Genomic DNA, 24,296 nt, shown 5'->3' with positions numbered 1-24,296 from the left:
AGGTTTATATAAGGGTATAGGATATAGGGGGTTGTATGGGTGCAAACGACGGTGAGGTCTACATCCTCCGGCCGGACGAGGAGGGTGACACCGACGACGAGGAGGCCTGGGTCAGTCCGCAGCCGGCGAGTCGGGTCGTGCTGGAAGCGGTCGCGGAAGCCGTCGACGGCGACGTCGACGATTTCGACGATCTCGACGCCTACGTCGATCTCGACGATCTGGCTGCCGTGTTCGACGAAGACGACGTGGACGATATCACGTTCTCCGTCGAGGACCACGACGTGACGGTCGATGCAACCGGCGACGTAACGGTCGACGCCGCCGACTGAGAGACTGGCCGACGTGGGGGCGATCCGCCGATGCTGGCGTACCGATCCGTGAGCCACGGCTGCCGTGTCCACTGCGCGCACAGCCAACGCCGTTATACGGCACGCTACCGTACGGAATGGTATGAGTGACGCCAGTGATACGGACGATATCGAGTCGATCCGCGAGCAAAAGAAAGAGCAACTGCAGTCGGAGCTGTCCGGTGAGTCGCCGGACGAACCGGTCCACGTCGAGGACGGCGATCACTTCGCCGACCTCACGGGCGAGGGTGTCGTCCTCGTGGACTTCCACGCGGACTGGTGTGGTCCCTGCCAGATGCTCGAACCGACCGTCGAGGCCATCGCGGCCGAGACGGCGGCGACCGTGGCGAAGGTCGACGTGGACGAACACCAGGCGCTGGCCCAGCAGTTCAACGTCCAGGGTGTGCCGACGCTGATCCTGTTCGCCGACGGCGAGGCCGTCGAGCAGGTGGTCGGGGTCCAGGACAAGGGCACGCTCGTCGATCTGATCGAGCAGTACAGCTAGACGCCCCGCACCGTGTCGAAGCGGTTCTGGAGCCTGGCGAACGTCTGCTCCCCGATGGCTCCCTTTACCACGGTGTAGGCACCGCTGACTTCCCGTTCGCGAGTTTTCTGGACGAAGTGATCGACGAGTCGGTAGACCTGCTGTTCGTCGGCGTACATCAGGAGGACGTTCAGGTTCTCGAACAGCACCCACCCGTGACCCCTGGTGAGATGCTGGAGCGACCGGGTGAACGCCATGCTGAGTCCCGTCAGGTCGCTCGGGGAGATCGCGTCGGTCGTCCACAGTGGTCCCTCGTAGGTGTGGGCCGACCCCGAGATCGGGATGAGACCGACGTTCGACACGTCGATCTCTCTGTCTCTGAGATCCGCCTCCACCTGTTTGGGTGAGTTCGGCGAAATCAACAGAAGATTGTCGAACGCGCCCGCTGGCGGCACCGACAGCGCCGACTCCATCGACGACAGCGCCGCCAGCAGTTGTGTCCCCGGAACGACCCCCTGATCGCTCCCCTGCGTGGCGTTACTCGTACTCGTCATCGCCGATTCTCCCACCGTCCCACCGGTTTGTAGTAGCATGTATTCGCTCCATTCCGTGAGCCCCCGTCGTCCTGTCGTGCGGGATTACCCGTCTACGTCGTCCCCGAATCCCCCACTGCTGTCGCCGTCTTCGTCGCCGACCAACTTAACCCGTTCGGCAGTATCGACGAACGAACTGGCGAATTCCCAGCAACCAGCGCCGAAGCTGACGGCACTGGCCAGCGCCAACACCGGCGCGACGAGATCCGGGACGGGGACGAACTCCATCGCCCACTGGGCGCTCAGGAGCAAGAACCCCAGGGCCAGAAGTCCCACGCCGCGACTGTGAGCCACGTTCTGTGGATGCCGGAGCACCGGATACACCAGAAACAGGCTGGTCACGAGCAGGAGGACCGTCTGGATGAAGTGCAGGAGCCACTGGAACAGGTCGGCGTACCGCGACAACTGGACGCCACCGATCCCGAGCCACGCCGCCGGATCGCCGATCAGCGGCCCCGCCGCACTCGCCAGGTCGATCATAGCTTTCGCCTCCCCGTCAGGAGCATGAGTGCCTCGAAGGCCATCGCGAACGACGCGGCGACGGCCAGCGACGAGACGACCGTGGAGTAGACGACCGGCGGGTCGACCGCGAGTATCGTCGGCACGTGCAACGCGACGAGCGCACCGACGATGGCCGGGAGCGGCCGCAGGAGCCGACTGAACGGTGCCTGCCAGTACCCACGGACGGCGATCACTGCCAGCGGAAGTGTCCCCGCCAGCACCATCACCGTCGCCAGCGAGAGGATCCTCGTGTACATGCGACGACTCGCTTGCCGAGGACTCAGGGGGTGAGGAGTTAACTCTCACGGTGCGACAGTCGGATCGGGAATCGGGTGGCGGTCGTCTTCCCGGACCGGGAGTCATCCCGATGGCCAAGGTATTTCAGACGGACGTGTTTGATGCCGGACATGCGACGACGGGACTGTCTCGCGGCGCTGGTAAGTGGTGCAACCGTTCTGGCCGGGTGTAGCGAATCGACACAGGAAGATCCACGGACGGACGAACCGACCGAGGAGGGGTCGTCGACTGATCCGTCCACCGAGGCCGAGAACCGCACCGTTCGCCCGTGGGAGGGGCTGGACCGACTGGTCGAAGTCACCGAGCGGAGAGAGAAAGACGGTGAGGAGGTCCCGTACCACACCGTCACGAACGAACTCGGTCTGGGAGCCTGCCTCCAGGAGTACACCTACGAGACCTACTCCTCGTTCCACGAACGGAACGTCTGGCGAGACCACCGGCGACTACACGTCGGCGTCGGGGCGGACGAGACCATCGAAGACGTACGGGCGGCCTACGAACCGGACTACTATCCGCCGTCGAAGCCGTTCGATCCCGTCTACGGGCGGGAGATCGTCGAGGGCAGGGAGACCGAAAGCGGCATCGAGTTCGACGCGGGCCTGTCCGGCGAGATTCAGGACGTACTCCTCCCGTTCGATCTGGTCGACTCCGCCGACGGATACCGCGTCGACGGCGACGACAACGTCGTCGTCCCGTACGACAACCTGCTGCCGCACTATCTCTCGCGGCCACTCTACCAGGTCGACGTGACGACGACGCGGGCGGAGGAGTCGTACCTGCTGAAAGTACCCCAGCCCGACGTGTCGATGTCCGTCCAGAACGTCACGACGGCGGAGACGGACGACGGCGTGATGCTCCGGACCATCGCCGCCGACGTGACCCTGGACTCGAAGAAGCCGACCCAGTACGTGAACCTCCACACCAACTACGGGTCGACGGCGAGTTACGACTACGGCAGCCAGATCGAAGCCGACGACTTCACCGCCATCGACGGCCAGGGAACCGTCCGTATCGAGCGCGACTTCTCCAAGTCCGTGGACACCGTCGATCAGTACTACTTCCGGGAGTTCTACCCCATCGACCGGCTGAACTTCGACGTGGTGCTGGGACAGGTGGCGCCGCTGGCCAGCGAAGCGGTTTCCGCCGACCGGTTCATCCCGTAGCTGGCCGTCACGGCGGCTGGGCTGACCCCTAGCTTTAACATCTCGTCAACTGCCTATGCAGTCGTGGTTTACGAGACCGGTAACCGGACGATAGACGACGCCGTCGAGCGGGTGCTGGCGGGCGAGCAACTGGATCGCCGTGACGGGCTCGCGCTGCTGGCACAGCCGGTCGAGGAACTCGCGGCCGGGGCCGACTACGTGCGCTCACAGCTGGGCGACGACACGGTCGACGCCTGTTCCATCGTGAACGCGAAGGCAGGCAACTGCGCCGAGGACTGTGGCTTCTGTGCGCAGTCGGTCCACTTCGACACCGGCATCGAGACCTACGGATTTCTCGATCCCGAGGAGATCCTCGACGCGGCCAAACGCGCCGAACGCGACGGTGCCCAGCGGTTCGGCATCGTCGTCGCGGAGAAAGGCGTCTCCAAGGAGCAACGCCCCGAGGAGTGGCAGGAGGTCCTGCGTGCGATCCGGCTGGTTCGCGACGAGACCGACGTGGAAGTCGACGCCAGCCTCGGCATCCTCACGCGCGAGGAGGCCGAGATCCTCGCCGACGAGGGGATCAACCACTACAATCACAACATCGAGACCTCGCCCGCGTTCTTCCCGGAGATCGTCGACACCCACTCATTCGAGGACCGGGTGCAGACGCTGGAACTCGCCAAGGACGTGGGTATGGACCTCTGTGCCGGCGTCATCCTCGGGATGGGCGAGTCGCCCACGGACCGGGTCGACGCGGCCGTCGCGCTCCAGGACATCGGCGTCTCCTCGCTTCCAGTGAACATCCTCAACCCCGTCGCGGGGACGGCACTCGGGGAGAAACTGGGCGACTCGGCCGCCATCAGCACCGAGGAGATCATCGAGACCATCGCGGTCTACCGCCTGCTCCACCCCGAGGCCAGGGTGCGACTGACGGGCGGGCGCGAGGTCAACCTCGACAAGGACGAACAGCACCTGCCCTTCGAGGCGGGTGCCGACGGCATCCTGACCGGCGACTACCTCACGACGGGCGGCCAGTCGCCCGGCGACGACATCGAGGTGATGGAAGAAGCCGGGATGGAGCCCAACATGGACGCGAACGAGTTCGACAAGGAGGCGGTCAAGGCCCGCGCCGGCGAGGACCCGGTCGACGCCGACGACGTGGAGACGGCCGCCGGGACGGCGACGAGCAACGCGGAACTGGACGACTAACGACTCGCGGATTTCGGAATACGGCTACGATACATGGACGAAGTCAACTTCGCGGTACTGGGATGCGGTGGCATCGGCCGACGAACACTGGAAGTCTCGACGGACAAGGATCACCTCACGCCCGTCGCGGCGTGTGATCGCAACGGCGTCGCCGTCGATCACGACGGATTGGACGTGGACGAACTGCTCGCGGCGACGGAAGGGAATATCGCGAGCGATGGCGGCACTGCGGCAGCGAGTGGCCCGGGTGCGGACTCCGGCGGCGTCAAACAGACCGGCGAAAACGCCGGCGTCGCGGCCTCGGTCCAGGCCGATCCGACCGAGGAACCCATCGCGGATATCATCGAGGCCAGCGACGACATCGACGCCGTGCTGATCGCGCTCCCGAACTTCGAGCACGACTTCATTCCCCGGGTTGCTGATCGCTTCGCCGAGGCCGGGTACGAGGGCGTCCTCGTGGACGTGCTGAAACGCTCGCGGGTGATCGACATGCTCGACGACCGGACCGACGAGTTCGAAGAACAGGGGATCACGTTCGTCTGCGGCGCGGGCGCGACGCCCGGCTTCCTCACCGGCGCGGCGGCCATCGCCGCCCAGTCGTTCGTCGAGGTCCACGAGGTCGAGATCTGGTGGGGCGTCGGGCTGAAATCGGGCTACGAGGACAACCGCGGCACCGTCCGCGAGGACATCGCTCACCTGCCCGAGTACGACATCGACGACGCACGGGAGATGAGCGACGCGGAGATCGAAGCCGTCATCGACGAGTACGACGGCGTCATCGAGTTCGAGGACATGGAACACGCCGACGACGTGCTGCTGGAGCGGGCCGGCATCTGCGATGCTGAGGACGTGACCGTCGGCGGAATCCTCGACGTGACCAGCGACGAGAAACCGACGACGACCACGGTTCGCGTGACCGGAACCACTTTCGACGGCGAGACCGGGACGAACACCTTCGAGCTGGACGACGCGACGAGCATGGCGGCCAACGTCAACGGTCCGGCACTTGGCTACCTCAAAGCGGGCGTTCGCCGGAACCGTGCGGGCGAGTACGGCGTGTTCGGCCCCGCCGACCTGATGCCCGGATTCTGATGGCCAGCGACGCCTCACTGGACGACCGGACGGAGCGGCGCGGCACTGGCGACCGCGGGTTCGATCCCGCCGGCCGGCTCGCCGAACGCGAACGGCGCGGCCTCCGCCGGGAACTCACGCCCGTCGCGGCGGTCTCAGCGCGAAGTCCCATCGCGGACGACCCTGGGGGCGACGCGCCGGTCTTCGACGGCCCCGGGCAACTGATCTTCGCCGCGAACGACTACCTCGGGCTGGCCGGCGACGAGCGCGTTCAGCAGGCCGCGGCCGAGACCGCCCGCGAGATCGGCACCGGCGCGGGTGCGAGTCGGCTCGTGACTGGAGACACGCCGGCCCACCGCGCGCTGGAGCGGGACCTCGCCAGGACCAAGAACGCCGAGCGCGCCCTCGTCTTCTCGTCGGGGTACGCCACCAACGTCGGTGTGATCGCGGCGCTCGGGCCGGACGTGGTGTTCTCCGACGAACTCAACCACGCGAGCATCGTCGACGGCTGTCGGCAGGCCGGCGCGGAGACGGTGGTGTACGACCACTGTGACCCCGCGGACCTGCGGGCGAAGATGGACGAACGGGCAGCGTCGGGCGGCCCTGACGAGTCCTGGCTCGTCCTCACCGACTCGGTGTTCAGCATGGACGGTGACGTGGCACCCCTCGAATCCATCTGTGACGTGGTCGAGGACTTCGGCGCGTGGCTGATGGTCGACGAGGCCCACGCCACGGGTCTCTACGGGGACGGCGGCGGCATCGTCCAGCGGGAGAGTCTCTCGGATCGCGTTCACGTCCAGATGGGGACGCTCTCGAAGGCCCTCGGGAGCCAGGGGGGCTACGTCGCCGGGAGCGAGGCCCTGATCGAACACCTGCTCAACGCCGCGCGGTCGTTCGTCTTCTCGACGGGGCTGGCCCCCCCGGCGGCGGGTGCGGCGCGGGAAGCGTTGCGGATCGCTCGTGAGGACGACGCCCACCGCGAGCGACTGTGGGAGAACGTCGCCCGGCTTCGGGACGGCCTGGAAGACGCCGGCTACGAAGTCTGGGGCGAGACGCAGATCCTGCCGGTCGTGGTCGGGGACCGTGACGACGCCATGGCGCTGGACGACCGCCTCCGCGACTCCGATATCGTCGCCCCAGGTATCCGGCCGCCCACCGTCCCGGAGGGGACGAGTCGAATCCGCGTCGCACCGATGGCGACCCACACGGAGAGCGAGATCGACCGCTGTCTCGCGGCGTTTCGCGAGGCCGGCCGGGAACTGGAGCTGGTATGAGCGACGGCTTCGACGACCCCACCGACTTCGCCGTCGTCGGCACCGATACCGGCGTCGGCAAGACCGTCGTCACCGCTGGCCTGGTCGGCTGGCTCCGCGAGTCCGGCGTCGACGCCCGCGCAGTCAAACCCTGCCAGACCGGCTATCCGCCGGACGACGACGCCGGATTCGTCGCCGATGCCTGTGGCGACGACGAGGCGGCCACCTGTTTGCGCCGGCTCGAACCGGCGCTCGCGCCCGCCGTCGCCGCCGAGCAGGCCGACGCGGACCTCTCCTACGAGGCGATCCTGTCGGGCTGTCGGGACGCGATGGACGAGGCCGAAGTCGGCGTGGTCGAGGGAATCGGCGGCCTGCGCGTCCCGCTGGCGAACGGACGGGAAGTGGTCGACCTCGTCGCCGACCTCGACGTGCCGGCGCTCGTCGTGGCACGCTCGGGACTCGGGACGATCAACCACACGGCGCTGACCGTCGAGACCCTGCGAGCGCGGGGCGTCACGGTCGGAGGTGTCGTTCTCAACGAGTACGCGGGCGAGACTACGGCCGAACGCACCAATCCGGACGTGATAACGGGGATGACCGGTGTGGCAGTCGAGACGCTGCCGCCGCTCTCGCTCGACGAACCCGCAGATGCGGTAGCTGGCGTCGCCGAACAGCTCCCGCGCTCGGTGGTCCCGGCCGAGTAACAGTGCGGCCGCTCGTCGGTCGATAGTACAGGGAAACCAGGGGGCGTGTGCCCCCGGCGTGTGACACTACGGAGCCAACTGGCTCCACACAGTGGTTGGGCGCGAATCTGTATAAACCTACAGTCTTTATCTTTCACTGACAGATACGCGAAAACTACGTCTCAGTCGCCGAGGGCCAGCACTGCGCCCAGATCGACGGCGTCGGCCAGCAACTCGCCCATTCGCTCGACGGTCTCGGGGTCGCGGGTGCGGCCACTCCGGATGACCGACTCTGCGCGGTCGATGGTGGTCCGGGTGTCGCCCTGCACGAGCAGGATGGGCTTGCCCGCCTCCTCTGCGCGGCCGACGACGGCACCGCTGGGGCGGTGGCCGCCGGTGAGCAGGAGGCACTTGATCCCGGGGGCACCCAGTGCGGCCGTCTGGATGTCCGAGCGGTCGCCGCCGGTGATGACCGCCGCTTCGCGGGCCCGTCGGAAGCCCGAGAGCGCGGCGTCGCGTCCCATGGCGCCGACGAGGAACCGCTCGACGTAGGCGTCGGTCGGCGCGTCGCTGGTGAGCACGTCCGCGCCCAACTCGTCGGCCAGTTCGCCGACGGTGACGCCGGACAGTTCCTGCACCTGTGGGATCGCGCCGTAGACGGTCACGTCCCGCTCGGCGAGGAACGGAATCACGTCCTCGGTGAGTTCGTCGAACTCGTCGTCGGAGACGCCGTTGAACAGGACGCCGCCCAGTCGGTCGCCGAAGGCGTCGGCCGCCGCCAGCACGTCGTCCAGATCCGCGGGTTCGTCGTAGTTCGAGAGCAGCAGAACGCGGGCGTCCAGCAGGTCCGCCAGGTCCGGATCGGTCAGGTCGATGATGCCGCCGGTCCGGTACTCGCCGGCCCCCTCGACGACGACGGCGTCCTTGTCTTCCGCGATCCGTTCGTAATTGTCCGTGACGCTCTCGTGGAGGGCGTCGCGGTCCTCGCGGCCGCGGACGGCCTCCTGGACGAACGTCGGCGAGTAGACGATGGGCTCCATCTCGTGCATCTGCTCGTCCAGGTCGAGGATCTCGCGGGCCAGCATCGGGTCCTGGTCGAGGGTCTTCCCGACCGCGCTCTGCAGGCGGGTGCCCTTGGGTTTCATGTAGCCGACCGACTTGCCCTCGTCGGCGGCGTGCCGGGCCAGCGCGAGCGCGACGGCCGTCTTGCCTGTACTTGCCTCGGTCGAACTGACGAGTAGCGGGTTCATAGTTGCTCCTGGTCGATAGTGAGTCGCACGTCGACCGCCGAGACGCCGTCGGGCGTCGCGACGAGCGGATTGATGTCCAGTTCCAGTATCGCGGGGAAGTCCGTCACCAGCTGTGAGAGGCGCTGGATGGTCTCGACGACGCCGGCCTCGTCGACCGGCTCGCGGCCCCGCGCCCCCCGCAACAGCGGCGCGGACTCGATCTCGTCGATCATCGACTTCGCCTCGGGTTCGCTGACCGGCGCGACCTTCACCGTCGTGTCCTCCAGCACTTCCACGAAGATGCCGCCCAGTCCGAACAGGACCAGCGGACCGAACTGCGGATCGCGGTTCATCCCGACGATGGTCTCGGTCGCGTCGTCCAGGTCCAGCATCTCCTGGATCTGGACGCCCAGGATCGTCGCGTCGGACTGGTAGTTGCGCGCCCGGGTGACCAGATCCTCGTAGGTGTCGGCCACCTCCTCGGCCGGGACGCCGACCTCGACGCCGCCGATGTCGGACTTGTGGAGGATGTCCGGACTGACGATCTTCATCACGACGCCGTCGCCGTCGTCGATCCGTTCGGCGGCCTCGCGGGCCTCCGTCTCCCCGTCGACGATCTCGCCCTCGGGGATGGGGATGCCGTACGCCGACAGCAGGTCCATCGCCTCGACGCCGAGGCTGTTTGTGTCCCGGCGCTTCGCGGATTCGAGGACCTCGCGGGCGCGCTCCCGATCCACGTCGAATTCGGTCGGTTCGGCGTACTCGCGGGCCTGAATCTCGCGGAACTCCCGGAGGGCGTCGAGGCTTCGAACCGCGCGTGCCGGGTCGAAGTACGTCGGGATGCCGGCCTCCGAGAGGATGGCCTGGGCCTCCCGCGTCGAGTCGCCGCCCATCAGCGACGCCGCCACGGGCGTCCCGTATTCGGCCTGTAACTCCACCGTGGCCTCGGCCAGCGCGTCGAACGAGAGCGTCGCGGTCGGGCAGGCCATCACGATGGCCGCGCCGACGTTCGGGTCTGCGAGTGTAATCTCGATTGCCTCCCGGAACCGCTCCACGTCCGCGTCCCCGATCACGTCGATGGGGTTGTAGACGTTCGCGCCCGCGGGCAGGGCCTCGGTCAGGTCGTCGATGGTCTCGTTCGAGAACGAGGCCAGGTCGAGGGCGGAGTCACCGATGGCGTCGGTCGTCATGACGCCCGGGCCGCCGGCGTTGGTGACGATGGCCACCCCGTCGCCCTCGGGCAGCGGTTGGCCCGAGAGGATGCCGGCGTAGTCGAACAGTTCCTGGACCGTCTCCACGCGGAGGACGCCGGCCTGTTCCAGCCCCGCCTCGTAGGCCCGTTCACTGCCGGCCATCGTCCCGGTGTGAGAGGCCGCGGCCGAGGCTCCGGCCTCGGTGCGGCCGGACTTGACCATCAGGATCGGCGTGTCCTGGGTGACCTCGCGGGCGGTCCGGATGAACTGTCCGCCGTTCTCGATCCCTTCGAGGTAGGCCAGGATCACGTCCGTCTCCGGATCGTCGCCCCACTCGGCGACGAAGTGGCGTTCGTCCAGCACCGCCTTGTTGCCCAGCGAGACGATGTCTTTGAAGCCCACGTCGCGGTCGTTGGCCCAGTCCAGCACGGCAGTGACGAACGCGCCGGACTGGCTCATGAAGGAGATCGGGCCGGGCTGGGCGTTCTCGGGGCCGAACGTCGCGTTCATGCCGACGCCGGTACTCATGATTCCGAGACTGTTGGGCCCGACGACGTTGAGGTCGTACTCCTCGGCAACCGTCCGGAGGCGACGCTCGCGGCTCGCCCCGTCACTCCCGGCCTCGCTGAACCCGGCCGTGATGACGACCACGTTCTCGATGCCGACCTCGCCACAGCGTTCGACCACGTCCACGGCGATGGCTGCCGGCACCACGACCACTGCCACGTCGACCGCTCCCGGTACCGAGGCAATGTCCTCGTAGCACTGTCGCCCGAGGACGGCGTCGGCGTTGGGGTTGACGGGGACCACCTCGCCGTCGAAGTCGGCGGCGAGGTTCGACGTGATGGCGCGGCCGACTGAACCCTCGCTCTCGGTCGCGCCCACGACCGCCACCCGGTCGGGCGCGAACATCGTAGCTAGCTCGCCCATCGTGTGGCGGTTGACCTCCGTGACGGATATAGTTCGGGAAACCGGCCAGCGTGACCCCGGCGATCCCGTGACGGCGGGCGGTCAGCGGTCGACCAGCCGCGTCTCGCCGGCCGTGACCGTCTCGCCTTTCTCGACGCGGAGGTCCTCGCGCTCGACGCCCTCGGGCAAGAGTACGTCGACGCGGCTGGAGAAGGAGATGTGCCCGATGCGCTGGCCGCGCTCGACGGTCTCGCCTGGTTCCACGTAGGGATGGATACGTCGCGCGACCGCTCCGGCGATCAAGACCACGGTGTACTCCTCGAATTCGACGTGGACCTTCTCGTTGCGGTCGGACTCTTTCGTGAACGCAGGCCAGTGCTTCCCCGGCGAGTGGGTCACGGCTTCGACGGTCCCGGACAGCGGTGCCCGGTTGACGTGTACGTCGGTCAGGTTCATGAACACGCCCACTCGGAGGCGGCCGCCCTCCTCGCGGACGACCGAGACCGTCCCGTCGGCGGGTGCGAGGAGGCCGTCGGCGGGCGGCCGGCGGTCCGGGTCGCGGTGGAACCCCAGGGCCGCACCGCTGGAGAGGAAGGCGACGGCCGCGCCGGCCAGCGAGAACGGCAACAGAAAGAGCCCGACGAGCGCGGGGGGTGCCGCGTACCGCCAGGATCCGCGGGCGAAACGAGCGCACATACCTCCCGGTTCGGTCCCGAGGGAATGAACCTATCGGACGGTGGCGACGGTGTTTTTATGCCTGCCACTCCTCGTTGGGACGATGACCGAGGACTTGCTCGCACCGTTCGACGACGACCTGCTCGCGACAGTCGCCGGCCGGCACGACCTGGACGAGGCGACGCTCCGAGATCTGCTGACCAGCCACCAGCGACAGGTCCGTGACAATCCGGGCGTCGAAGATATCGTCTACGAGTGGCGCTCGCAGTTCCACGAACAGCCGGTCCTCCAGCGGACCGACGACACCTACTTCCTCCGCCTGCGCGCCCACGTCTGGGACGAGTTCGCCGACGCGCTCGACATCGCCGAGGCCGACCTCCACGCCGTTCTGGACGCACACGAGGAGCAATGCCGGCGCGAAACGGGTGCTGGCATCGGCGAGGACGAGCGAGCGATGGTTCTGAGCCGCCCCTGAGGGACCCTCGAATTTTGGCTCACCAAAATCGGTTTTGGGGATGCGAAAAATTGTTTTACGAACCCAAAGTTTATGATACAGCGGGACCACCCTCTAAACGAGATGAGCACTGAGAAAACCGTCCGGAAAGAGTTCGGAGAAGTCGAAGAAAATTCACTGCGGCTCGACCAGGAGAAGGCGGAACAGATCGTCGAGGCACTCAACGACGACCTCGCGGACGCGTACGTCCTGTACCACCAGCTCCGCAAGCACCACTGGAACGTCGAGGGTGCGGAGTTCCGCGACCTCCACATCTTCCTCGGTGAAGCCGCCGAGAACGTCGAGGCCGCGGCCGACGAGATCGCCGAGCGACTCCAGGCCATCGGTGGGACGCCCGTCGCCAGCATGCCCAACCTCTCGGAACGGGCCGGCGTCCCCCACGAGGACGGCGACGTGTACCCGATCCGCACCTCGCTGAAGAACGATCTGGAGATCTACGGGGACGTCATCGAGAGCCTGCGGGAACACATCGAACTCGCGACCGAACTCGGCGACCACGCCACCGCGGAGATGCTCCGTGAGATCCTCGTCGAGACCGAGGACGACGCCCACCACCTCGACCACTACCTCGAAGACGACACGCTCGTGTTCGAGACGAGCGCCGAATAGAACTGCGGCCGCGAGGAGAGTCGTACCGTCCCGCAAAACCTCGTTTCTTTATTCTCGACACTCGACGGTCAGATCCGTCGCGATCCAGCCGTCGGTGTTGCCGTCTTCGGTGAACACAGTGCGTTCGTCGGTCGCTCTGTGGCTCTTGATCACTGGTGCGTCGTCTTCCGGTTCGGCCGTCGCCTCGGCGTCGTCGACGGTATCCGGCGCGTGACTCATTACCGGATGTTAGGCGTGCCTAAATCTAAAAGGGTTTTGGTTAGCCTAAATCGATCCAGTCGGTGGTGACGCCGTGGTCGGGGAAGTGCCAGCGCTGGCGGGGCCCCGGGTCGGCGTCGACCTCCACGATGGCGTCGAACAGCGGTTCGAGCCGTCGGACGAGGTCGCTCTCGTACGGCTCGGAGACGTGGACGTGGCCCAGCGCGTTCACGCGGCCGAGTTTCTCGAGAACGGCATCGAGAAAGACCGACTTGGCCTGGAGCGTGTCCGGCGCGACCGGCCCGAGACAGACCCGTAACTCGGCCGGGGCCAGCCCCTGGCTGTGGGCCTCGATGGCCTCGGTCACCCGGTCCGCCAGCGTCGACGACTGCAGGACTGCTCCGGCACGGCAGGCCGTGGTCTGTGCCGGGCGTCCCTGCACCACGGTCGCCTCGTGGTCGCAGTCCGCCGTCAGACGGGAGTCCTCCGCCCCGACGACGACCCGTTCCCGTTTCGGCGATCCGAGCAGTCGGCCACAGAGCCGCCGCTGTTCGCCGGGCACACCTACGACGAGGATTCCACCCCCACGGCGTTTGAGGCCCGACAGCGCACCGGGGACCTTCGTCGCCGCGGATTCCACGCTCATTGCCGATAATTTACGCGCCCAGAAGTATAAGATTTGCACGGATTTCGGCGCTCGAAACCCGTCGGTCTGTCCGCCGCGGTGGCGGGTCGACCGGCGGTGAGGACCCGGGCTTAAGACCCGACGCGCCGTAGGCCAGGTATGAGCGATTCGGCCAGCGACGAGGACCTCGCGCGACTGGCGGCGGACCTCGCACGGTCGCTTCGGGACCTCCAGCGTGAACTCGAACCGGGCCGGCGACGACGGCTCCGTCCGCCCTCGCCACGGGAACTCCTCCGGTTCACCGACGAAGTGGCGATCCCGGGTGCCATACTGATTCTGGAGACGAACGTCCGGGCGCTCCGACTGCTCCAGCGGGCGATCCGGCTCGCCGACCCGGATCGAAGCGTGACGGGCGAACAGGACACGCCCGTCCGCGACCGGGCGGTGCAACTCAGTCAGACCACCGTCCAGAAACTCGACGACGTACTGGCGGACGTACAGGACGCAGTCGAAGGGCGGCCGACCGACGACGAAGCTGAGCGCGTCCTCCGGGAGGCACGGTCGCTCCGCGACGAGATCGACGACCGGCTCGCCGCCGAAGCGGACTCCGGCGAACCAGACCCCGATCCGGAAGCGGACGCGACGGTCCCGGTCGACGTGGACGCCGAACTCCAGTCGATCAAAGACGACCTCGACGACGGTGACGGCGACGGTAACGGCGACTCCGGTTCGACGTAGGCCGTCCGGCCCCAACCTCGTGACCGCCACCGGTCCCCTCCCGTGCGTAACAGTGTCAATAATGCCTAACATAGCAGGTTTTATTTATTTCATAGCCCCATTCTGTAGTACGAATGAGCGGTAACGGGAGTACCGCCGGGACACGGGTCGAACTGTTCGCTCGGTCCTCGCTGCCCGAGGTCGCGTCGCGGCGACGGGACGAGGTGGCGGGCCGGCTCAAACAACTCGTCGAGGACGGGCACGTCGACGACGTGGCCATCCGCACCTGGGAAAAGAAAGTGCCACTGTCGAGTGACCACGACGAACTCACCGAGTACGAGCGCTTTCGGGACTGGGCCGAGGAGACCGGGGTCTCGCTCGACCCCTTCTTCGACACCCGGTCGTGTTACTCGATGGAGACCGGTGAGCGCGGCGAGTGGCTGGTCCTGCCCGCGCTCTGTCTCGCCGTCTACCGCGACGGTGACCTCGACGCCGTCTATCCCCACTCGACCAACGACGGCTCCCGCTCCGTCCTGGACTGTCTCCACGCCATCGAAGCCGCCCCGGGTCGCGTCACCGAACCGCTCGAATCCGAGGGGACCGAACAGCTCGACCTCGCCGAAGTGTCCGACTGACCACTGCCATCCTCGCCGGTCGTCCCACTCACCACTGTGTGACCGTTTCCCAAACAGCTAAGCACACGGGCAGCGTCTCTGGTGCAACCATGACACGGGTCACGCGAGCGGAGCTGTACCTCCGCGAGGGTGTGCCGATAGCCGCCGAGACCGAACAGTCCCGGATCCTCGGTCGTCTACAGGCACTGGCGGCCGCCGGTATCATCCGGGACCTGCAGGTCCGCCGCTGGCCCCGTCGTGTCACGGACGGCGACGTGTGTGCCCGTCGCGAATTCGCCGTCTGCCGGGAATTCGAGGGCTGGGCCGCGGAACACAGTGTCCGCCTCGCGCCGGCGTTCAATCGTCACGACTGCCACAACGGTTTCACCGGCAGTGACTACACCACGACGACTCTCCCGGTCATCTGTCTCGCGCTCTACGACGACGACGATCTCGTGGCGATCTATCCCCACACCGGCGAAAACGGAATCAGAACGCTACTCGACGGACTCTCGATGCTCGAAGCCGACGGGCTCAGTCGAGCGGACGGAACTGGAACCCGTCCCACTCCTGATCCGCGTCGACAGGCTTGAGCCCGACACCTGGCTCGCGCAGTTCCTCGGCGTACACCGGTTCCACCTCGTCACCGGTCTCCACGTCGGCGTTGTCCGCGACCTGGCCGAGTGCGCGCACCGGCGTGCCGTCGACCTCGAATTCGACGAACGCCAGGACGTTCGGCTCGCGGACGCCCGGCGGCGTCGCGGTGCTCTCCGTCCAGGTGACGACTTCGCCCGTCCGGTCGCTCAGATCGACGGTTTCGACCGGTTCCTCGCCACACTCCGGACAGCGCGGGTGCGTGGGATACTTCACGTGACCGTTCGGACAGCGGATGGCGTCCATCGACATTATCGTCCCTCCATGATGGTGGTGATGACGCAGTTCCCGAAGCCGCCGACGTTGCAGGCCAGCCCCGTCTCGGCGTCGACCTGCCGCTCGCCGGCCTCTCCGACCAGTTGCTCGTAGATCTCGTAGCCCTGTGCGACGCCGCTGGCTCCCAGCGGATGGCCCTTCGACTTCAGCCCGCCGGAGGTGTTGATCGGGCGGTCGCCGTCGATGGCCGTGCGGCCCTCCTCTGCGTGTTTCCAGGCTTCACCCTTGTCCGCGAAGTCCAGCCCCTCCATCTGGAGGAACTCGAGGATGGTGAACATGTCGTGGAGTTCTGCCACGTCGATGTCGTCGGGGCCGATCCCGGCCATCTCGTAGGCCTCCTGTCCCGAGTCGACGACGCCGCCCATCGTCGTCGGATCGTCGCGCTCGTGGACGACGTGGGTGTCGGTCGCGCCGCCGATGCCCGAGACCACCACGTAGTCGTCGGCGTACTGTTCGGCCACCTCGACGGGACAGAACATCAGCGCCGCACTGCCGTCGGTGATCGGACAGAAGTCGTACAGCCGGAGCGGGTCGGCGATGATCGGACTCTCCAGTGCTTTCTCCTCGGTGATCTCCTTCTGGAACTGTGCCTTGGGGTTGCGGGTGCCGTTCTCGTGGTTCTTGACGGCGACTTTCGCGAGGCTCTCTCGGGGCGCGTCGAACTTTTCGAGGTAGTGTCGCGCCGTCATCCCCGCGAACGACGGGAGGGTCACGCCGTGTTTGTACTCCGCGGGGTGGGTGATCGACGCGATGATGTCGGTCGCGCCGCCGGTGCCCTTGTGGGTCATCTTCTCGCCGCCCACGAGCAGCGTCATGTCGCTGGCCCCGGACTTGATCGACTGCCAGGCCGCGTACATCCCGGCCCCACCGCTGGAACTGGTCTGGTCGATGCGCTGGCTGTAGGCCGGCAACAGTCCGAGATCGTGGGCCACTGCGTTCATGATCCCGCCCTGCCCCTCGAATTCGCCGCTGGCCATGTTCGACACGTAGACGTGGTCGACGGCGTCCGGTGCGACGCCGGCGTCGGCCAGACACTCCTCGCCGGCCTGGGCGAGCAACTCGCGTATCCAGGCGTCTCGCTGGCCGAACTTCGTCATCGACCCGCCGATGATGGCAACCTCCCTGTCCATATCACCTGCAACTGCAACGGGCGGTATTGTAAATCTGGCTGAAAGCGCGGTTTTCGACGGGCCTCCAGCGGAGCGCGGCGTCTCGATGCCCTCTTGTAAGCCGGTTCACAACTGAAGGCTATGACCGGCACCGTCGAGCGCATCCACGTCGCACCGACACCCGGCGCGCCGCCCGAGCGGGTCGAAACCGTTCGGGCCGTCGCCGGCGAGGGACTGGAAGGCGACCGCTACTTCGAGGGCGAGGGCACCTTCGGTGGCGGCGAAGACCGCGCCATCACGCTCATCGAGGCCGAAGCCCTGGCCGCCGCCGAACGCGACTACGATATCGACCTCGAACCGGGCATCCACCGCCGGAACGTCACGACGCGGGGCGTCGCGCTGAACCACCTCGTCGACACCCGCTTTCGCGTCGGCGACGCCGTCTGCGAGGGGGTCGAACTGTGTGAACCCTGTTCGTACCTCGAACGGCACACCGAACTCCCGGACGTCGAGGAAGCACTCGTCCACCGTGGCGGCCTCCGGGCCCGCATCGTCGAGACCGGGGCCATCGGCGAGGGAGATCCGGTCGGATCGGGTTCGGAGTGAGCGCGAAACTCAAGTTTCAAACTTCCGCGGGCCCAATGCAGGGTATGAACGAACCGGGAGTCGAGGTCCTGCTCGATCAGGAGACGCTCGCGGACCGCGCGGCCGCGGGCGACCTTCCGGACTGGGGGATCGACCACTGGGAGAGTTTCCGGGACGGCCTGCTGGGCGAACGCAACGGCTCGCCGTTCCCCTGCTTTTTCGGCGTCGAGTCGGTCCAGAACGGCGATCCGCTGTACACCCTCTGTTCGTCGATGACCGACAAGGACGCACTCCTGGGCTTTCGGGACACGCTCCTGGAGTACCTCGACACCTACAGGGACCACTCCGAGCAGGCGTCGCTGGTGACCTTCTTCAGACCGCCCGAGGTGCCCCTCTCCGAACGGGAGTATCACGAACGGCTCTGGCATCTCCTGCAGTTCCTGCACGTCCACGACCCCGAACCGTGGCCCGAGGACGTGCCGACCGATCCCGACGACCCCTACTGGGAGTTCTCCTTCGGCGGCGAGCCGATGTTCCCGACCTGCCGTGCGCCCTTCTACGACACGCGAAAGAGTCGCTACTGTCCCGTCGGCCTCGAGATCACCTTCCAGCCCCGGTCGCTGTTCGAGGGGATCACTCACGACACCGACGCCGGCCAGCGCGCCCGCGAGGTCATCCAGGACCGCATCGAGGACTACGACGGCGTCTGTCCCCACGCCGACATCGGCGACTACGGCGTCGAGGGCGACCGCGAGTGGCCCCAGTACATGCTCTCGTCGGACCCGACCCAGGCCCCCGACGAGTGTCCCATCAACGTGACCCGCGACCACCCCAAAGCCCCGAACACGCTCCCGGACGGCTATGCCGCCGATTGAGGAGCGGTCGGCGACCGTCGCCGACGACGCGGTGCTGGTCCTCGTGGACTTCCAGCAGGGCTTCGAAGATCCCGCCTGGGGTGAGCGCAACAACCCCGAGGCCGAACGGCGGGCGGCGGATCTGCTCACCGCGTGGCGGGAGACTGGTCGGCCAGTCGTCCACGTCCGCCACGACTCGACCGAACCGGATTCGCCGCTCAGACGCGGCGAACCCGGGTTCGCGTTCACAGACGGACTGACACCGACCGACGGCGAGCGCGTCGTCACCAAACCGAAGAACGGTGCCTTCGTCGGCACCGACCTCGGCGACTGGCTCGACGAGCGCGGGGCCGAACAACTCGTGATCGCGGGCCTGACGACCGATCACTGCGTCTCGACCACGACCCGGATGGCCGAGAACCGCGGCTACGAGGTCCTGCTCGTGGCGGACGCGACGGCCACGTTCGAACGCGAGTTCGACGACGAGTCGATGCCCGCCGAGCGGGTCCACCGGTCCGCGCTGGCGCATCTCGACGGGGAGTTCGCGAGGGTCGTCACTGCGGACGCGGTGCTGTCGGCGTAATTTCTCGGACCGGAACGGATTTTCAGTCGACCTGTCGCCGAACTCGGCTGGGTACGCTCAGCGAAACCGTGGCGTGGCGTCACAGCGAGCGCGCCGCGGCCCGCCACTCGCCGCCGCGTTCGACGTTCCGCGGGCGTCGCCGGTGCGTGACGCCGTTGGATCGCAGGCGACCGTCGAGCGTCCACTCGGGAATCGTCTCCGGGTCGCGCTCGGCGGCGGCCTCGGCGGCCGCGACGGCCCGGTCCGTCCGGTGGGTCGCGATGGCCGCCGCGACGGCCGCCGCCTCGCGCTCGTTCGGGACAGCGCCGTCGAACTCCAGACTGGCGAGCAACGCCTCCAGATCGACTTCGACGAGGTCGTCCTCGCGGTCCATGTCCAGGTCGGTCCGGCTCATAGCGGGATGTTGCCGTGATCTTTGGGCGGCGTATCCTCGCGTTTGCGTTCGAGCAGTTCCAGGTCGTCGATCAGGCGCTTGCGCGTGTTCTGGGGCTCGATCACGTCGTCGAGGTAGCCGCGTTTCGCCGGACCGTAGGGGTGGGCGAACTCCTCGCGGAAGTCGTCCATCAGCTCCTGGCGTTTGGCGTCGGGGTCGTCGGCGTTGGCGATCTCCTTCCGATAGAGGATGTTGACCGCGCCGCGTGGCCCCAGCACGGCCATCTCCGCGCCGGGCCAGGCGTAGTTCACGTCCGATCCGAGGAACTTCGAGGACATCACGATGTAGGCCCCGCCGTAGGCCTTCCGGACGACCACCGACATGAGCGGGACGGTCGCCTCGGCGTAGGCGTAGATCAGCTTCGCGCCACGGCGGATGATGCCGTTGTGTTCCTGGTCGGTCCCGGGCATGAACCCGGGCACGTCCACCAGCGTGACGATGGGGACGTTGAACGAGTCACAGAAGCGGACGAAACGGGCGGCCTTCTCGGAGGCGTCGATGTCGAGGGTCCCGGCGGAGACGCGAGGCTGGTTGGCGACGACGCCGACGACGCGCCCGTCGAGGCGGCCGAAGCCGGTGACGACGTTGCGTGCGAACCCGTCGTGGACCTCGAAAAACGAGTCCTCGTCGACGATCCGCCCGATCACGTCGTTCATGTCGTAGGGCTTGCGCGGTTCCTCGGGCACGATGTCCACGAGGTCGTCACAGGTCCGGGTCGGATCGTCCCAGGGCTGGACCCGCGGCGGGTCCGCCATGTTGTTCTGGGGGAGATAGGAGAGCAGTTGCCGGATGTCGTCCAGCGCTTCCTCCTCGGATCGCTCGGCGAAGTGTGCGACGCCGGACTTGGTGGCGTGGGTCTTCGCGCCGCCGAGCTCCTCCTTCGACACCTGCTCGCCGGTGACCGTCTCGATCACGTCCGGCCCCGTGATGAACATGTGGCTGGTGTCTTCCACCATGAACGTGAAGTCGGTCAGCGCGGGCGAGTAGGTCGCGCCGCCGGCACAGGGGCCCATGATCGCCGAGATCTGCGGGATCAGGCCCGAGGCTTCGGTGTTGCGGTTGAAGATCTTCGCGAACCCGACGAGGGAATCGACGCCCTCCTGAATGCGCGCGCCGCCGGAGTCGTTGAGGCCGACGACCGGGACGCCGTTCTCGATGGCCTTGTCCATCACCTTGCAGATCTTGTCGGCGACGACCTCGCCGACCGACCCGCCGAGGACGGTGAAGTCGTGGGCGAAGACGAACAGTTTCCGGCCGTTGACCTCGCCGTAACCCGTCACCACTGCATCGCCGGGGAACTTCTTCTCGTCCATCCCGAACGACTGGGCGCGGTGTTCGACGAAGGGGTCGACCTCGCGGAAGGTCCCGTCGTCGAGCAGGTAGTCGACCCGCTCGCGGGCGGTCATCTTCCCCTTCTCGTGCTGGCGTTCGATGCGCGCCTCGCCGCCCCCGAGTTCGGCCTCGCGGCGCCGTTCGCGGAGTTCCTCGACCGGTGACTGGCCCTCCTGGTCGGACGCTTCTTCCTCTTGCTGGCTCATGTTACCACTCCATACCGCCGTTGACGGCCAGCACCTGCCCGGTCATGTAACTGGAGTCCTGACTGGCGAGGAAGCGGACGATCCCGGCCACGTCGTCGACCGTCGCGAACCGGTTCAGCGGGATCCGGTCGAGAATCTTCTGCTGGACGCGCTCGGGCACGTCGTCGAGCATATCGGTCTCGACGAACCCGGGGGCGACGCAGTTGGCCGTCGAGCCGGTGGAGGCGAGTTCCAGCGCAAGCGTCCGGGTGAAGCCAAAGAGGCCGGATTTCGTGGCGGCGTAGTTGGCCTGGCCGTAGTTGCCCTGCTGGCCGACGACCGAGGAGATGTTGACGAGTCGCCCCTCCTCGGCGGCCTTGATGTCCTCGAAGAAGGCGTTTGTCGCGTTGAACACGCCGCCGAGGTTCACGTCCATCACCGTCTCCCAGTCCTCCTTGGTCATGTTCTCGAACTTCTTGTCGATGGTGATGCCCGCGTTGTTGACCAGCACGTCGGCCGACCCGTACAACTCCTGGACGCGCTCGGCCATGGCGTCGACCTCGTCCTGGTTGGCAACGTCGGCCTGCAACGGAACGGCGTTTCCTCCCTCCGATTCGATCCGGTCGGCCACCTCGTGTGCCGCCGCTTCCGAGGTCCGGTAGTTGACGACGACGTTCGCCCCGTGACGGCCCAACTCCTCGGCGATGCCGCGGCCGATACCTCGTGATGCACCGGTTACCACACAGGTCTGATTTTCGAGCATGGTTAGTGAGCTGCGGTGTGACCAGCGGCCGGCCGTCGTCTGTCAACCGCGCGACTGTACGGCCACACCCCTGTCTTCACGTAATCCTGCCCAGGCACTGGCAAATAATAGTTCCCCTTATACTACGTTAATCAAAAACGGTAGTGTATAATGTGCTACTGAGTGTGGTTCCCACGCGCCGGTAAGACACGACAGGTATTTTTGGGAGGCCTAAAGAGAACGGATAAGAAATGAGTGGAGACGTTTGTGTGATCGTGCCGACGATTCGGGAGTTCGAGTGCATGCGGACGTACTTCGAGAACGCGCGCGACCACGGGTTCGACCTGGATCGACTCCACGTGGTCCTCGTCACGGAGGACTTCTGTGACACCGACGAGATGCAGGCGATGCTCGACGAGGAGGGCGTCGAGGGCCGCGTCTTCGACGGGACCGCCCGCGAGGAGTGGTTCGAGGAACAGGGCGTCGCGGAGTACAACCACCTGATCCCGGAAGCCAGCCACGCGCAGACGAGTTTCGGCCTGCTGTACATGTGGGCCCACGACTTCGAGTACGGCTTCTTCATCGACGACGACACGCTTCCGCATCCCGACTTCGACTTCTTCGGGACCCACTTCGACAATCTCGCCTACGAGGGCACCATCGAGTCGGTCGGGTCCGACGAGCGCTGGGTGAACGTCCTCTACCAGAACGTCGAGGAACACGGGCTCTACCCCCGTGGCTATCCCTACAGCGCGATGGACGAGGAGATCGAGACCGAGGAAGTCGAGATCGACGACGTGGTGGCCTCACAGGGCCTCTGGACGAACGTCCCCGACCTCGACGCAGTGCGCATCCTCATGGACGGCGACCTGCAGGGGCAGGCCCAGACCCGCACCTCGACCGACGACTACGAGGGCAACTTCGTCGCCGAGCGGGGTAACTACCTGACCGTGTGTTCGATGAACCTGGCCTTCCGCCGGGAAGTCGTCCCCGCGTTCTACCAGCTCCCGATGGACGAGAACGAGTGGGACGTGGGTCGGTTCGACGACATCTGGAGCGGTCTGTTCCTCAAACGGGCCTGTGACGTGCTGGACAAGCGGATCGTCAACGGATACCCGCTCTGTGAACACAACAAGGCCCCGCGCTCGACGTTCTCGGACCTGAACAACGAGGTCCCCGGGCTGGAGCTGAACGAACACGTCTGGGAGATCATCGACGAAGTGGGCGACGACGCCGACACGTACGCCGGTGTGTTCGCGGCGATGGCCGACGCGATGGCCGAGGGTGACTTCGACTACGAGAACGCCGCGTTCCTCAACTACTGCGGCGAGTTCATGCGGGACTGGCTGTCCTGTCTCGAGGAGATTCGCCCGGGATCGGTCTCCGACCACGCGCCCGCGGCCGCAGACGACTAGAACCGGCAGGTATAAGTGTTTTAGGCGGGCCTAAATTGAGATATGGAAGACGAAGTCGACTCTCGCGAACGGAACGTATCACGACGGCGGCTCCTGCAGAGTGGGGCCGTTCTCGGAACTGCGTCCGTGGCTGGCTGTTTCGGGATGTTCAACGACGGCGACGGGAATACTACGCCCCAGAACGCGAACGTCTCGGACTTCCGCGGGACCGGACCGCTCGTCGAGGGCAACTTCCGTGGGTCCGGTCGACTGGCACAGGGTCGCCCCTATCCGGGTGGGACCTCGATCAACGACCTGCCGGACCTCTCGGGCGACCTCGCCCTCTACATCGGCGGCGGGGAGGGCGGCATCTACATGGACCTGATCGACAAGCTCGAGAGTATCTACCCGGACTTCTCGGTCGAGCCACAGAGCGCCGGCTCGGCGTCGCTCGCCCAGACCATCGTCAACGAAGTCGAGAACGGTGTCAGCAGAGGTGACGTGTTCTGGTCAATCGACGCCAGCTCGCTGGGTTACGTCGCGGACAACGACGCCTACGAACCGCTCTCGGACGAGGCCGTCAGTGCCGTGGGCAACTCACAGTTCGTCGGCGACGACAACGCCTGGGCCGGCGTCGCGGGTCGCGCACGGGCCGTCCCGTACAACACGAACCGGCTGAGTGCGTCGGACATCCCGAACAAGGTCCAGCAGTTCCCAGAGACGAGCGCACTCCAGGGCACGATGGGCTGGGCACCGACCTACGGCGCGTTCAAGTCCTTCGTGACGGCGATGCGCCTCATCCGCGGGGACGAGGCGACGCGCCAGTGGCTGGTCGACATGCGCGAAGCCGGCACCGAACGCTACGGCAACGAGTACGCCATCTCACAGAACGTCGCCAACGGGTCGCTGGCGGCGGGCTTCGCGAACCACTACTACGCGCTCCGGGTCAAGAACCAGCGACCGAACGCGCCCCTGGAACTCGCCTTCACCGAGGGCGACGCGGGTGGACTCGTCAACATCTCCGGCGCGATGAAGATTCAGGGCACCGACAAGGGTGAACTGGTCGACAACTTCGTGCGTCACCTGCTGTCGGCGGAGGCCCAGGAGTTCTTCGCCACGGTGAGCTTCTCGTATCCGATGATCAAGGGCGTCGAACCCGTCGCGGGCCTGCCGACGGTCGACGAACTCAGCCCGCCGGACATTCAGCTCTCGCGGCTCTCGAACGTACAGGAGACCATCGAGTTGATGGAATCGGCCAACGTTTCCCCATGACCAGCGAGGAG

At 66.6% G+C, this 24,296-nt stretch carries 30 protein-coding genes; 17 read left to right on the top strand and 13 right to left on the bottom strand.

All coding sequences use genetic code 11. From position 1 onward, the window contains the following. Positions 1-35 precede the first annotated feature (35 nt). Both ACOZ4N_RS05535 and trxA read left to right on the top strand, forming a co-directional pair. The gene (locus ACOZ4N_RS05535; protein WP_424018932.1) at positions 36-329 is read left to right on the top strand and encodes a HalOD1 output domain-containing protein; all 294 of its coding nucleotides are present in this window, start codon (positions 36-38) and stop codon (positions 327-329) included. Between the two features lie 121 nt (positions 330-450). Continuing rightward, entirely contained in the window at positions 451-852 is a 402-nt protein-coding gene (trxA, locus tag ACOZ4N_RS05530) for a thioredoxin (protein ID WP_424018931.1), read from the top strand. On the opposite strand, the gene ACOZ4N_RS05525 is transcribed toward trxA, so the two are convergent. The 3 genes from ACOZ4N_RS05525 to ACOZ4N_RS05515 form a co-directional block, all read right to left on the bottom strand. After that, positions 849-1,385: a DUF7504 family protein gene (locus ACOZ4N_RS05525; RefSeq protein WP_424018930.1), complete on the bottom strand. Its 537-nt coding sequence runs from the start codon at positions 1,383-1,385 to the stop codon at positions 849-851. The two genes, trxA and ACOZ4N_RS05525, sit on opposite strands and share 4 nt — an antisense overlap. An 84-nt stretch (positions 1,386-1,469) precedes the next feature. Then, positions 1,470-1,904, bottom strand: a complete 435-nt coding sequence (locus ACOZ4N_RS05520) for a hypothetical protein (RefSeq protein WP_424018929.1) — start codon at positions 1,902-1,904, stop codon at positions 1,470-1,472. Beyond that, positions 1,901-2,182: a hypothetical protein gene (locus ACOZ4N_RS05515; protein WP_424018928.1), complete on the bottom strand. Its 282-nt coding sequence runs from the start codon at positions 2,180-2,182 to the stop codon at positions 1,901-1,903. The genes ACOZ4N_RS05520 and ACOZ4N_RS05515 overlap by 4 nt, the downstream gene beginning before the upstream one ends. A 150-nt stretch (positions 2,183-2,332) precedes the next feature. Here ACOZ4N_RS05515 and ACOZ4N_RS05510 point away from each other — a divergent pair, with 150 nt between their 5' ends. The 5 genes from ACOZ4N_RS05510 (at position 2,333) to bioD (ending at position 7,604) form a co-directional block, all read left to right on the top strand. Continuing rightward, on the top strand, positions 2,333-3,385 hold the full coding sequence (locus ACOZ4N_RS05510; protein ID WP_424018927.1) for a hypothetical protein: 1,053 nt from the start codon (positions 2,333-2,335) through the stop codon (positions 3,383-3,385). 63 nt (positions 3,386-3,448) lie between these two features. Next, a complete protein-coding gene (gene bioB / locus ACOZ4N_RS05505) occupies positions 3,449-4,576 on the top strand; it encodes a biotin synthase BioB (RefSeq protein ID WP_424018926.1) in 1,128 nt (375 codons plus the stop codon). Positions 4,577-4,609: 33 nt separating this feature from the next. Further along, positions 4,610-5,668 (top strand): transcriptional regulator, encoded by a 1,059-nt coding sequence (locus ACOZ4N_RS05500; protein ID WP_424018925.1) that lies wholly within the window; start codon positions 4,610-4,612, stop codon positions 5,666-5,668. Further along, positions 5,668-6,921, top strand: coding sequence for an aminotransferase class I/II-fold pyridoxal phosphate-dependent enzyme (locus ACOZ4N_RS05495; protein WP_424018924.1), 1,254 nt, complete (start codon positions 5,668-5,670; stop codon positions 6,919-6,921). The genes ACOZ4N_RS05500 and ACOZ4N_RS05495 overlap by 1 nt, the downstream gene beginning before the upstream one ends. Continuing rightward, positions 6,918-7,604: a dethiobiotin synthase gene (gene bioD, locus ACOZ4N_RS05490; protein ID WP_424018923.1), complete on the top strand. Its 687-nt coding sequence runs from the start codon at positions 6,918-6,920 to the stop codon at positions 7,602-7,604. The genes ACOZ4N_RS05495 and bioD overlap by 4 nt, the downstream gene beginning before the upstream one ends. 161 nt (positions 7,605-7,765) lie before the next feature. Here the strand turns inward: bioD and ACOZ4N_RS05485 are convergent, their stop codons facing one another. The 3 genes from ACOZ4N_RS05485 to ACOZ4N_RS05475 form a co-directional block, all read right to left on the bottom strand. Further along, positions 7,766-8,833: a phosphotransacetylase family protein gene (locus ACOZ4N_RS05485; protein WP_424018922.1), complete on the bottom strand. Its 1,068-nt coding sequence runs from the start codon at positions 8,831-8,833 to the stop codon at positions 7,766-7,768. After that, positions 8,830-10,935 carry an acetate--CoA ligase family protein gene (locus tag ACOZ4N_RS05480; protein ID WP_424018921.1) on the bottom strand — a complete coding sequence of 702 codons (2,106 nt, stop codon included), beginning with the start codon at positions 10,933-10,935 and terminating at the stop codon, positions 8,830-8,832. The genes ACOZ4N_RS05485 and ACOZ4N_RS05480 overlap by 4 nt, the downstream gene beginning before the upstream one ends. Positions 10,936-11,016: 81 nt before the next feature. Next, positions 11,017-11,610 carry a protein sorting system archaetidylserine decarboxylase gene (locus tag ACOZ4N_RS05475; protein WP_424018920.1) on the bottom strand — a complete coding sequence of 198 codons (594 nt, stop codon included), beginning with the start codon at positions 11,608-11,610 and terminating at the stop codon, positions 11,017-11,019. A gap of 82 nt (positions 11,611-11,692) precedes the next feature. On the opposite strand from ACOZ4N_RS05475, the gene ACOZ4N_RS05470 reads away from it, so the two are divergent. Continuing rightward, complete coding sequence (locus ACOZ4N_RS05470) at positions 11,693-12,064, top strand: hypothetical protein (RefSeq protein WP_424018919.1); 372 nt, start codon at positions 11,693-11,695, stop codon at positions 12,062-12,064. A 102-nt stretch (positions 12,065-12,166) separates the two neighbouring features. Further along, complete coding sequence (gene dpsA, locus ACOZ4N_RS05465) at positions 12,167-12,712, top strand: DNA starvation/stationary phase protection protein DpsA (protein ID WP_424018918.1); 546 nt, start codon at positions 12,167-12,169, stop codon at positions 12,710-12,712. Between the two features lie 48 nt (positions 12,713-12,760). Here dpsA and ACOZ4N_RS05460 read toward each other — a convergent pair whose 3' ends face one another. Further along, positions 12,761-12,931, bottom strand: coding sequence for a DUF7331 family protein (locus ACOZ4N_RS05460; RefSeq protein ID WP_424018917.1), 171 nt, complete (start codon positions 12,929-12,931; stop codon positions 12,761-12,763). A 40-nt stretch (positions 12,932-12,971) separates the two neighbouring features. Further along, positions 12,972-13,556: a DUF7504 family protein gene (locus ACOZ4N_RS05455; RefSeq protein ID WP_424018916.1), complete on the bottom strand. Its 585-nt coding sequence runs from the start codon at positions 13,554-13,556 to the stop codon at positions 12,972-12,974. 138 nt (positions 13,557-13,694) lie between these two features. Here ACOZ4N_RS05455 and ACOZ4N_RS05450 point away from each other — a divergent pair, with 138 nt between their 5' ends. The 3 genes from ACOZ4N_RS05450 to ACOZ4N_RS05440 all read left to right on the top strand — a co-directional run bounded on the left by ACOZ4N_RS05450 (position 13,695) and on the right by ACOZ4N_RS05440 (position 15,459). Next, positions 13,695-14,273, top strand: a complete 579-nt coding sequence (locus ACOZ4N_RS05450) for a DUF7547 family protein (RefSeq protein ID WP_424018915.1) — start codon at positions 13,695-13,697, stop codon at positions 14,271-14,273. Positions 14,274-14,386: 113 nt separating this feature from the next. After that, positions 14,387-14,887 (top strand): HTH domain-containing protein, encoded by a 501-nt coding sequence (locus tag ACOZ4N_RS05445; RefSeq protein ID WP_424018914.1) that lies wholly within the window; start codon positions 14,387-14,389, stop codon positions 14,885-14,887. A gap of 89 nt (positions 14,888-14,976) precedes the next feature. Further along, on the top strand, positions 14,977-15,459 hold the full coding sequence (locus ACOZ4N_RS05440; protein ID WP_424018913.1) for an HTH domain-containing protein: 483 nt from the start codon (positions 14,977-14,979) through the stop codon (positions 15,457-15,459). Here ACOZ4N_RS05440 and ACOZ4N_RS05435 read toward each other — a convergent pair. Next, positions 15,401-15,772: a Zn-ribbon domain-containing OB-fold protein gene (locus ACOZ4N_RS05435; RefSeq protein WP_424018912.1), complete on the bottom strand. Its 372-nt coding sequence runs from the start codon at positions 15,770-15,772 to the stop codon at positions 15,401-15,403. The two genes, ACOZ4N_RS05440 and ACOZ4N_RS05435, sit on opposite strands and share 59 nt — an antisense overlap. Continuing rightward, on the bottom strand, positions 15,772-16,926 hold the full coding sequence (locus ACOZ4N_RS05430; RefSeq protein WP_424018911.1) for a thiolase C-terminal domain-containing protein: 1,155 nt from the start codon (positions 16,924-16,926) through the stop codon (positions 15,772-15,774). Before ACOZ4N_RS05430 ends, ACOZ4N_RS05435 begins: the two co-directional genes overlap by 1 nt. Positions 16,927-17,046: 120 nt before the next feature. Between ACOZ4N_RS05430 and ACOZ4N_RS05425 the strand changes: the two genes are divergently transcribed. From ACOZ4N_RS05425 to ACOZ4N_RS05415, 3 genes are read left to right on the top strand one after another with little or no spacing between them, the layout of a single operon-like run. Beyond that, on the top strand, positions 17,047-17,511 hold the full coding sequence (locus ACOZ4N_RS05425; protein WP_424018910.1) for an MOSC domain-containing protein: 465 nt from the start codon (positions 17,047-17,049) through the stop codon (positions 17,509-17,511). A 44-nt stretch (positions 17,512-17,555) separates the two neighbouring features. After that, complete coding sequence (locus tag ACOZ4N_RS05420; protein ID WP_424018909.1) at positions 17,556-18,365, top strand: YqcI/YcgG family protein; 810 nt, start codon at positions 17,556-17,558, stop codon at positions 18,363-18,365. Beyond that, complete coding sequence (locus ACOZ4N_RS05415) at positions 18,352-18,927, top strand: cysteine hydrolase family protein (protein ID WP_424018908.1); 576 nt, start codon at positions 18,352-18,354, stop codon at positions 18,925-18,927. Before ACOZ4N_RS05420 ends, ACOZ4N_RS05415 begins: the two co-directional genes overlap by 14 nt. A 79-nt stretch (positions 18,928-19,006) precedes the next feature. On the opposite strand, the gene ACOZ4N_RS05410 is transcribed toward ACOZ4N_RS05415, so the two are convergent. Genes ACOZ4N_RS05410 through ACOZ4N_RS05400 form a run of 3 tightly spaced genes read right to left on the bottom strand, consistent with a single transcriptional unit; the run spans position 19,007 to position 21,640 of the window. Beyond that, entirely contained in the window at positions 19,007-19,321 is a 315-nt protein-coding gene (locus ACOZ4N_RS05410; protein WP_424018907.1) for a hypothetical protein, read from the bottom strand. Beyond that, entirely contained in the window at positions 19,318-20,898 is a 1,581-nt protein-coding gene (locus ACOZ4N_RS05405) for an acyl-CoA carboxylase subunit beta (protein ID WP_424018906.1), read from the bottom strand. The genes ACOZ4N_RS05410 and ACOZ4N_RS05405 overlap by 4 nt, the downstream gene beginning before the upstream one ends. A 1-nt stretch (position 20,899) precedes the next feature. Further along, on the bottom strand, positions 20,900-21,640 hold the full coding sequence (locus ACOZ4N_RS05400) for a beta-ketoacyl-ACP reductase (RefSeq protein WP_424018905.1): 741 nt from the start codon (positions 21,638-21,640) through the stop codon (positions 20,900-20,902). A 230-nt stretch (positions 21,641-21,870) separates the two neighbouring features. Between ACOZ4N_RS05400 and ACOZ4N_RS05395 the strand changes: the two genes are divergently transcribed. Next, positions 21,871-23,034, top strand: coding sequence for an alpha-1 4-glucan-protein synthase (locus tag ACOZ4N_RS05395; protein WP_424018904.1), 1,164 nt, complete (start codon positions 21,871-21,873; stop codon positions 23,032-23,034). Between the two features lie 42 nt (positions 23,035-23,076). After that, positions 23,077-24,285, top strand: a complete 1,209-nt coding sequence (locus ACOZ4N_RS05390) for an extracellular solute-binding protein (RefSeq protein ID WP_424018903.1) — start codon at positions 23,077-23,079, stop codon at positions 24,283-24,285. Positions 24,286-24,296 lie beyond the last annotated feature (11 nt).

The sequence above is a fragment of the Halorientalis pallida genome, from assembly GCF_049605515.1.
Lineage (GTDB): Archaea > Halobacteriota > Halobacteria > Halobacteriales > Haloarculaceae > Halorientalis > Halorientalis pallida_A.
The sequence above is the reverse complement of the archived record's forward strand: the minus strand, read 5'-3'. Positions and strand labels throughout refer to the sequence as shown.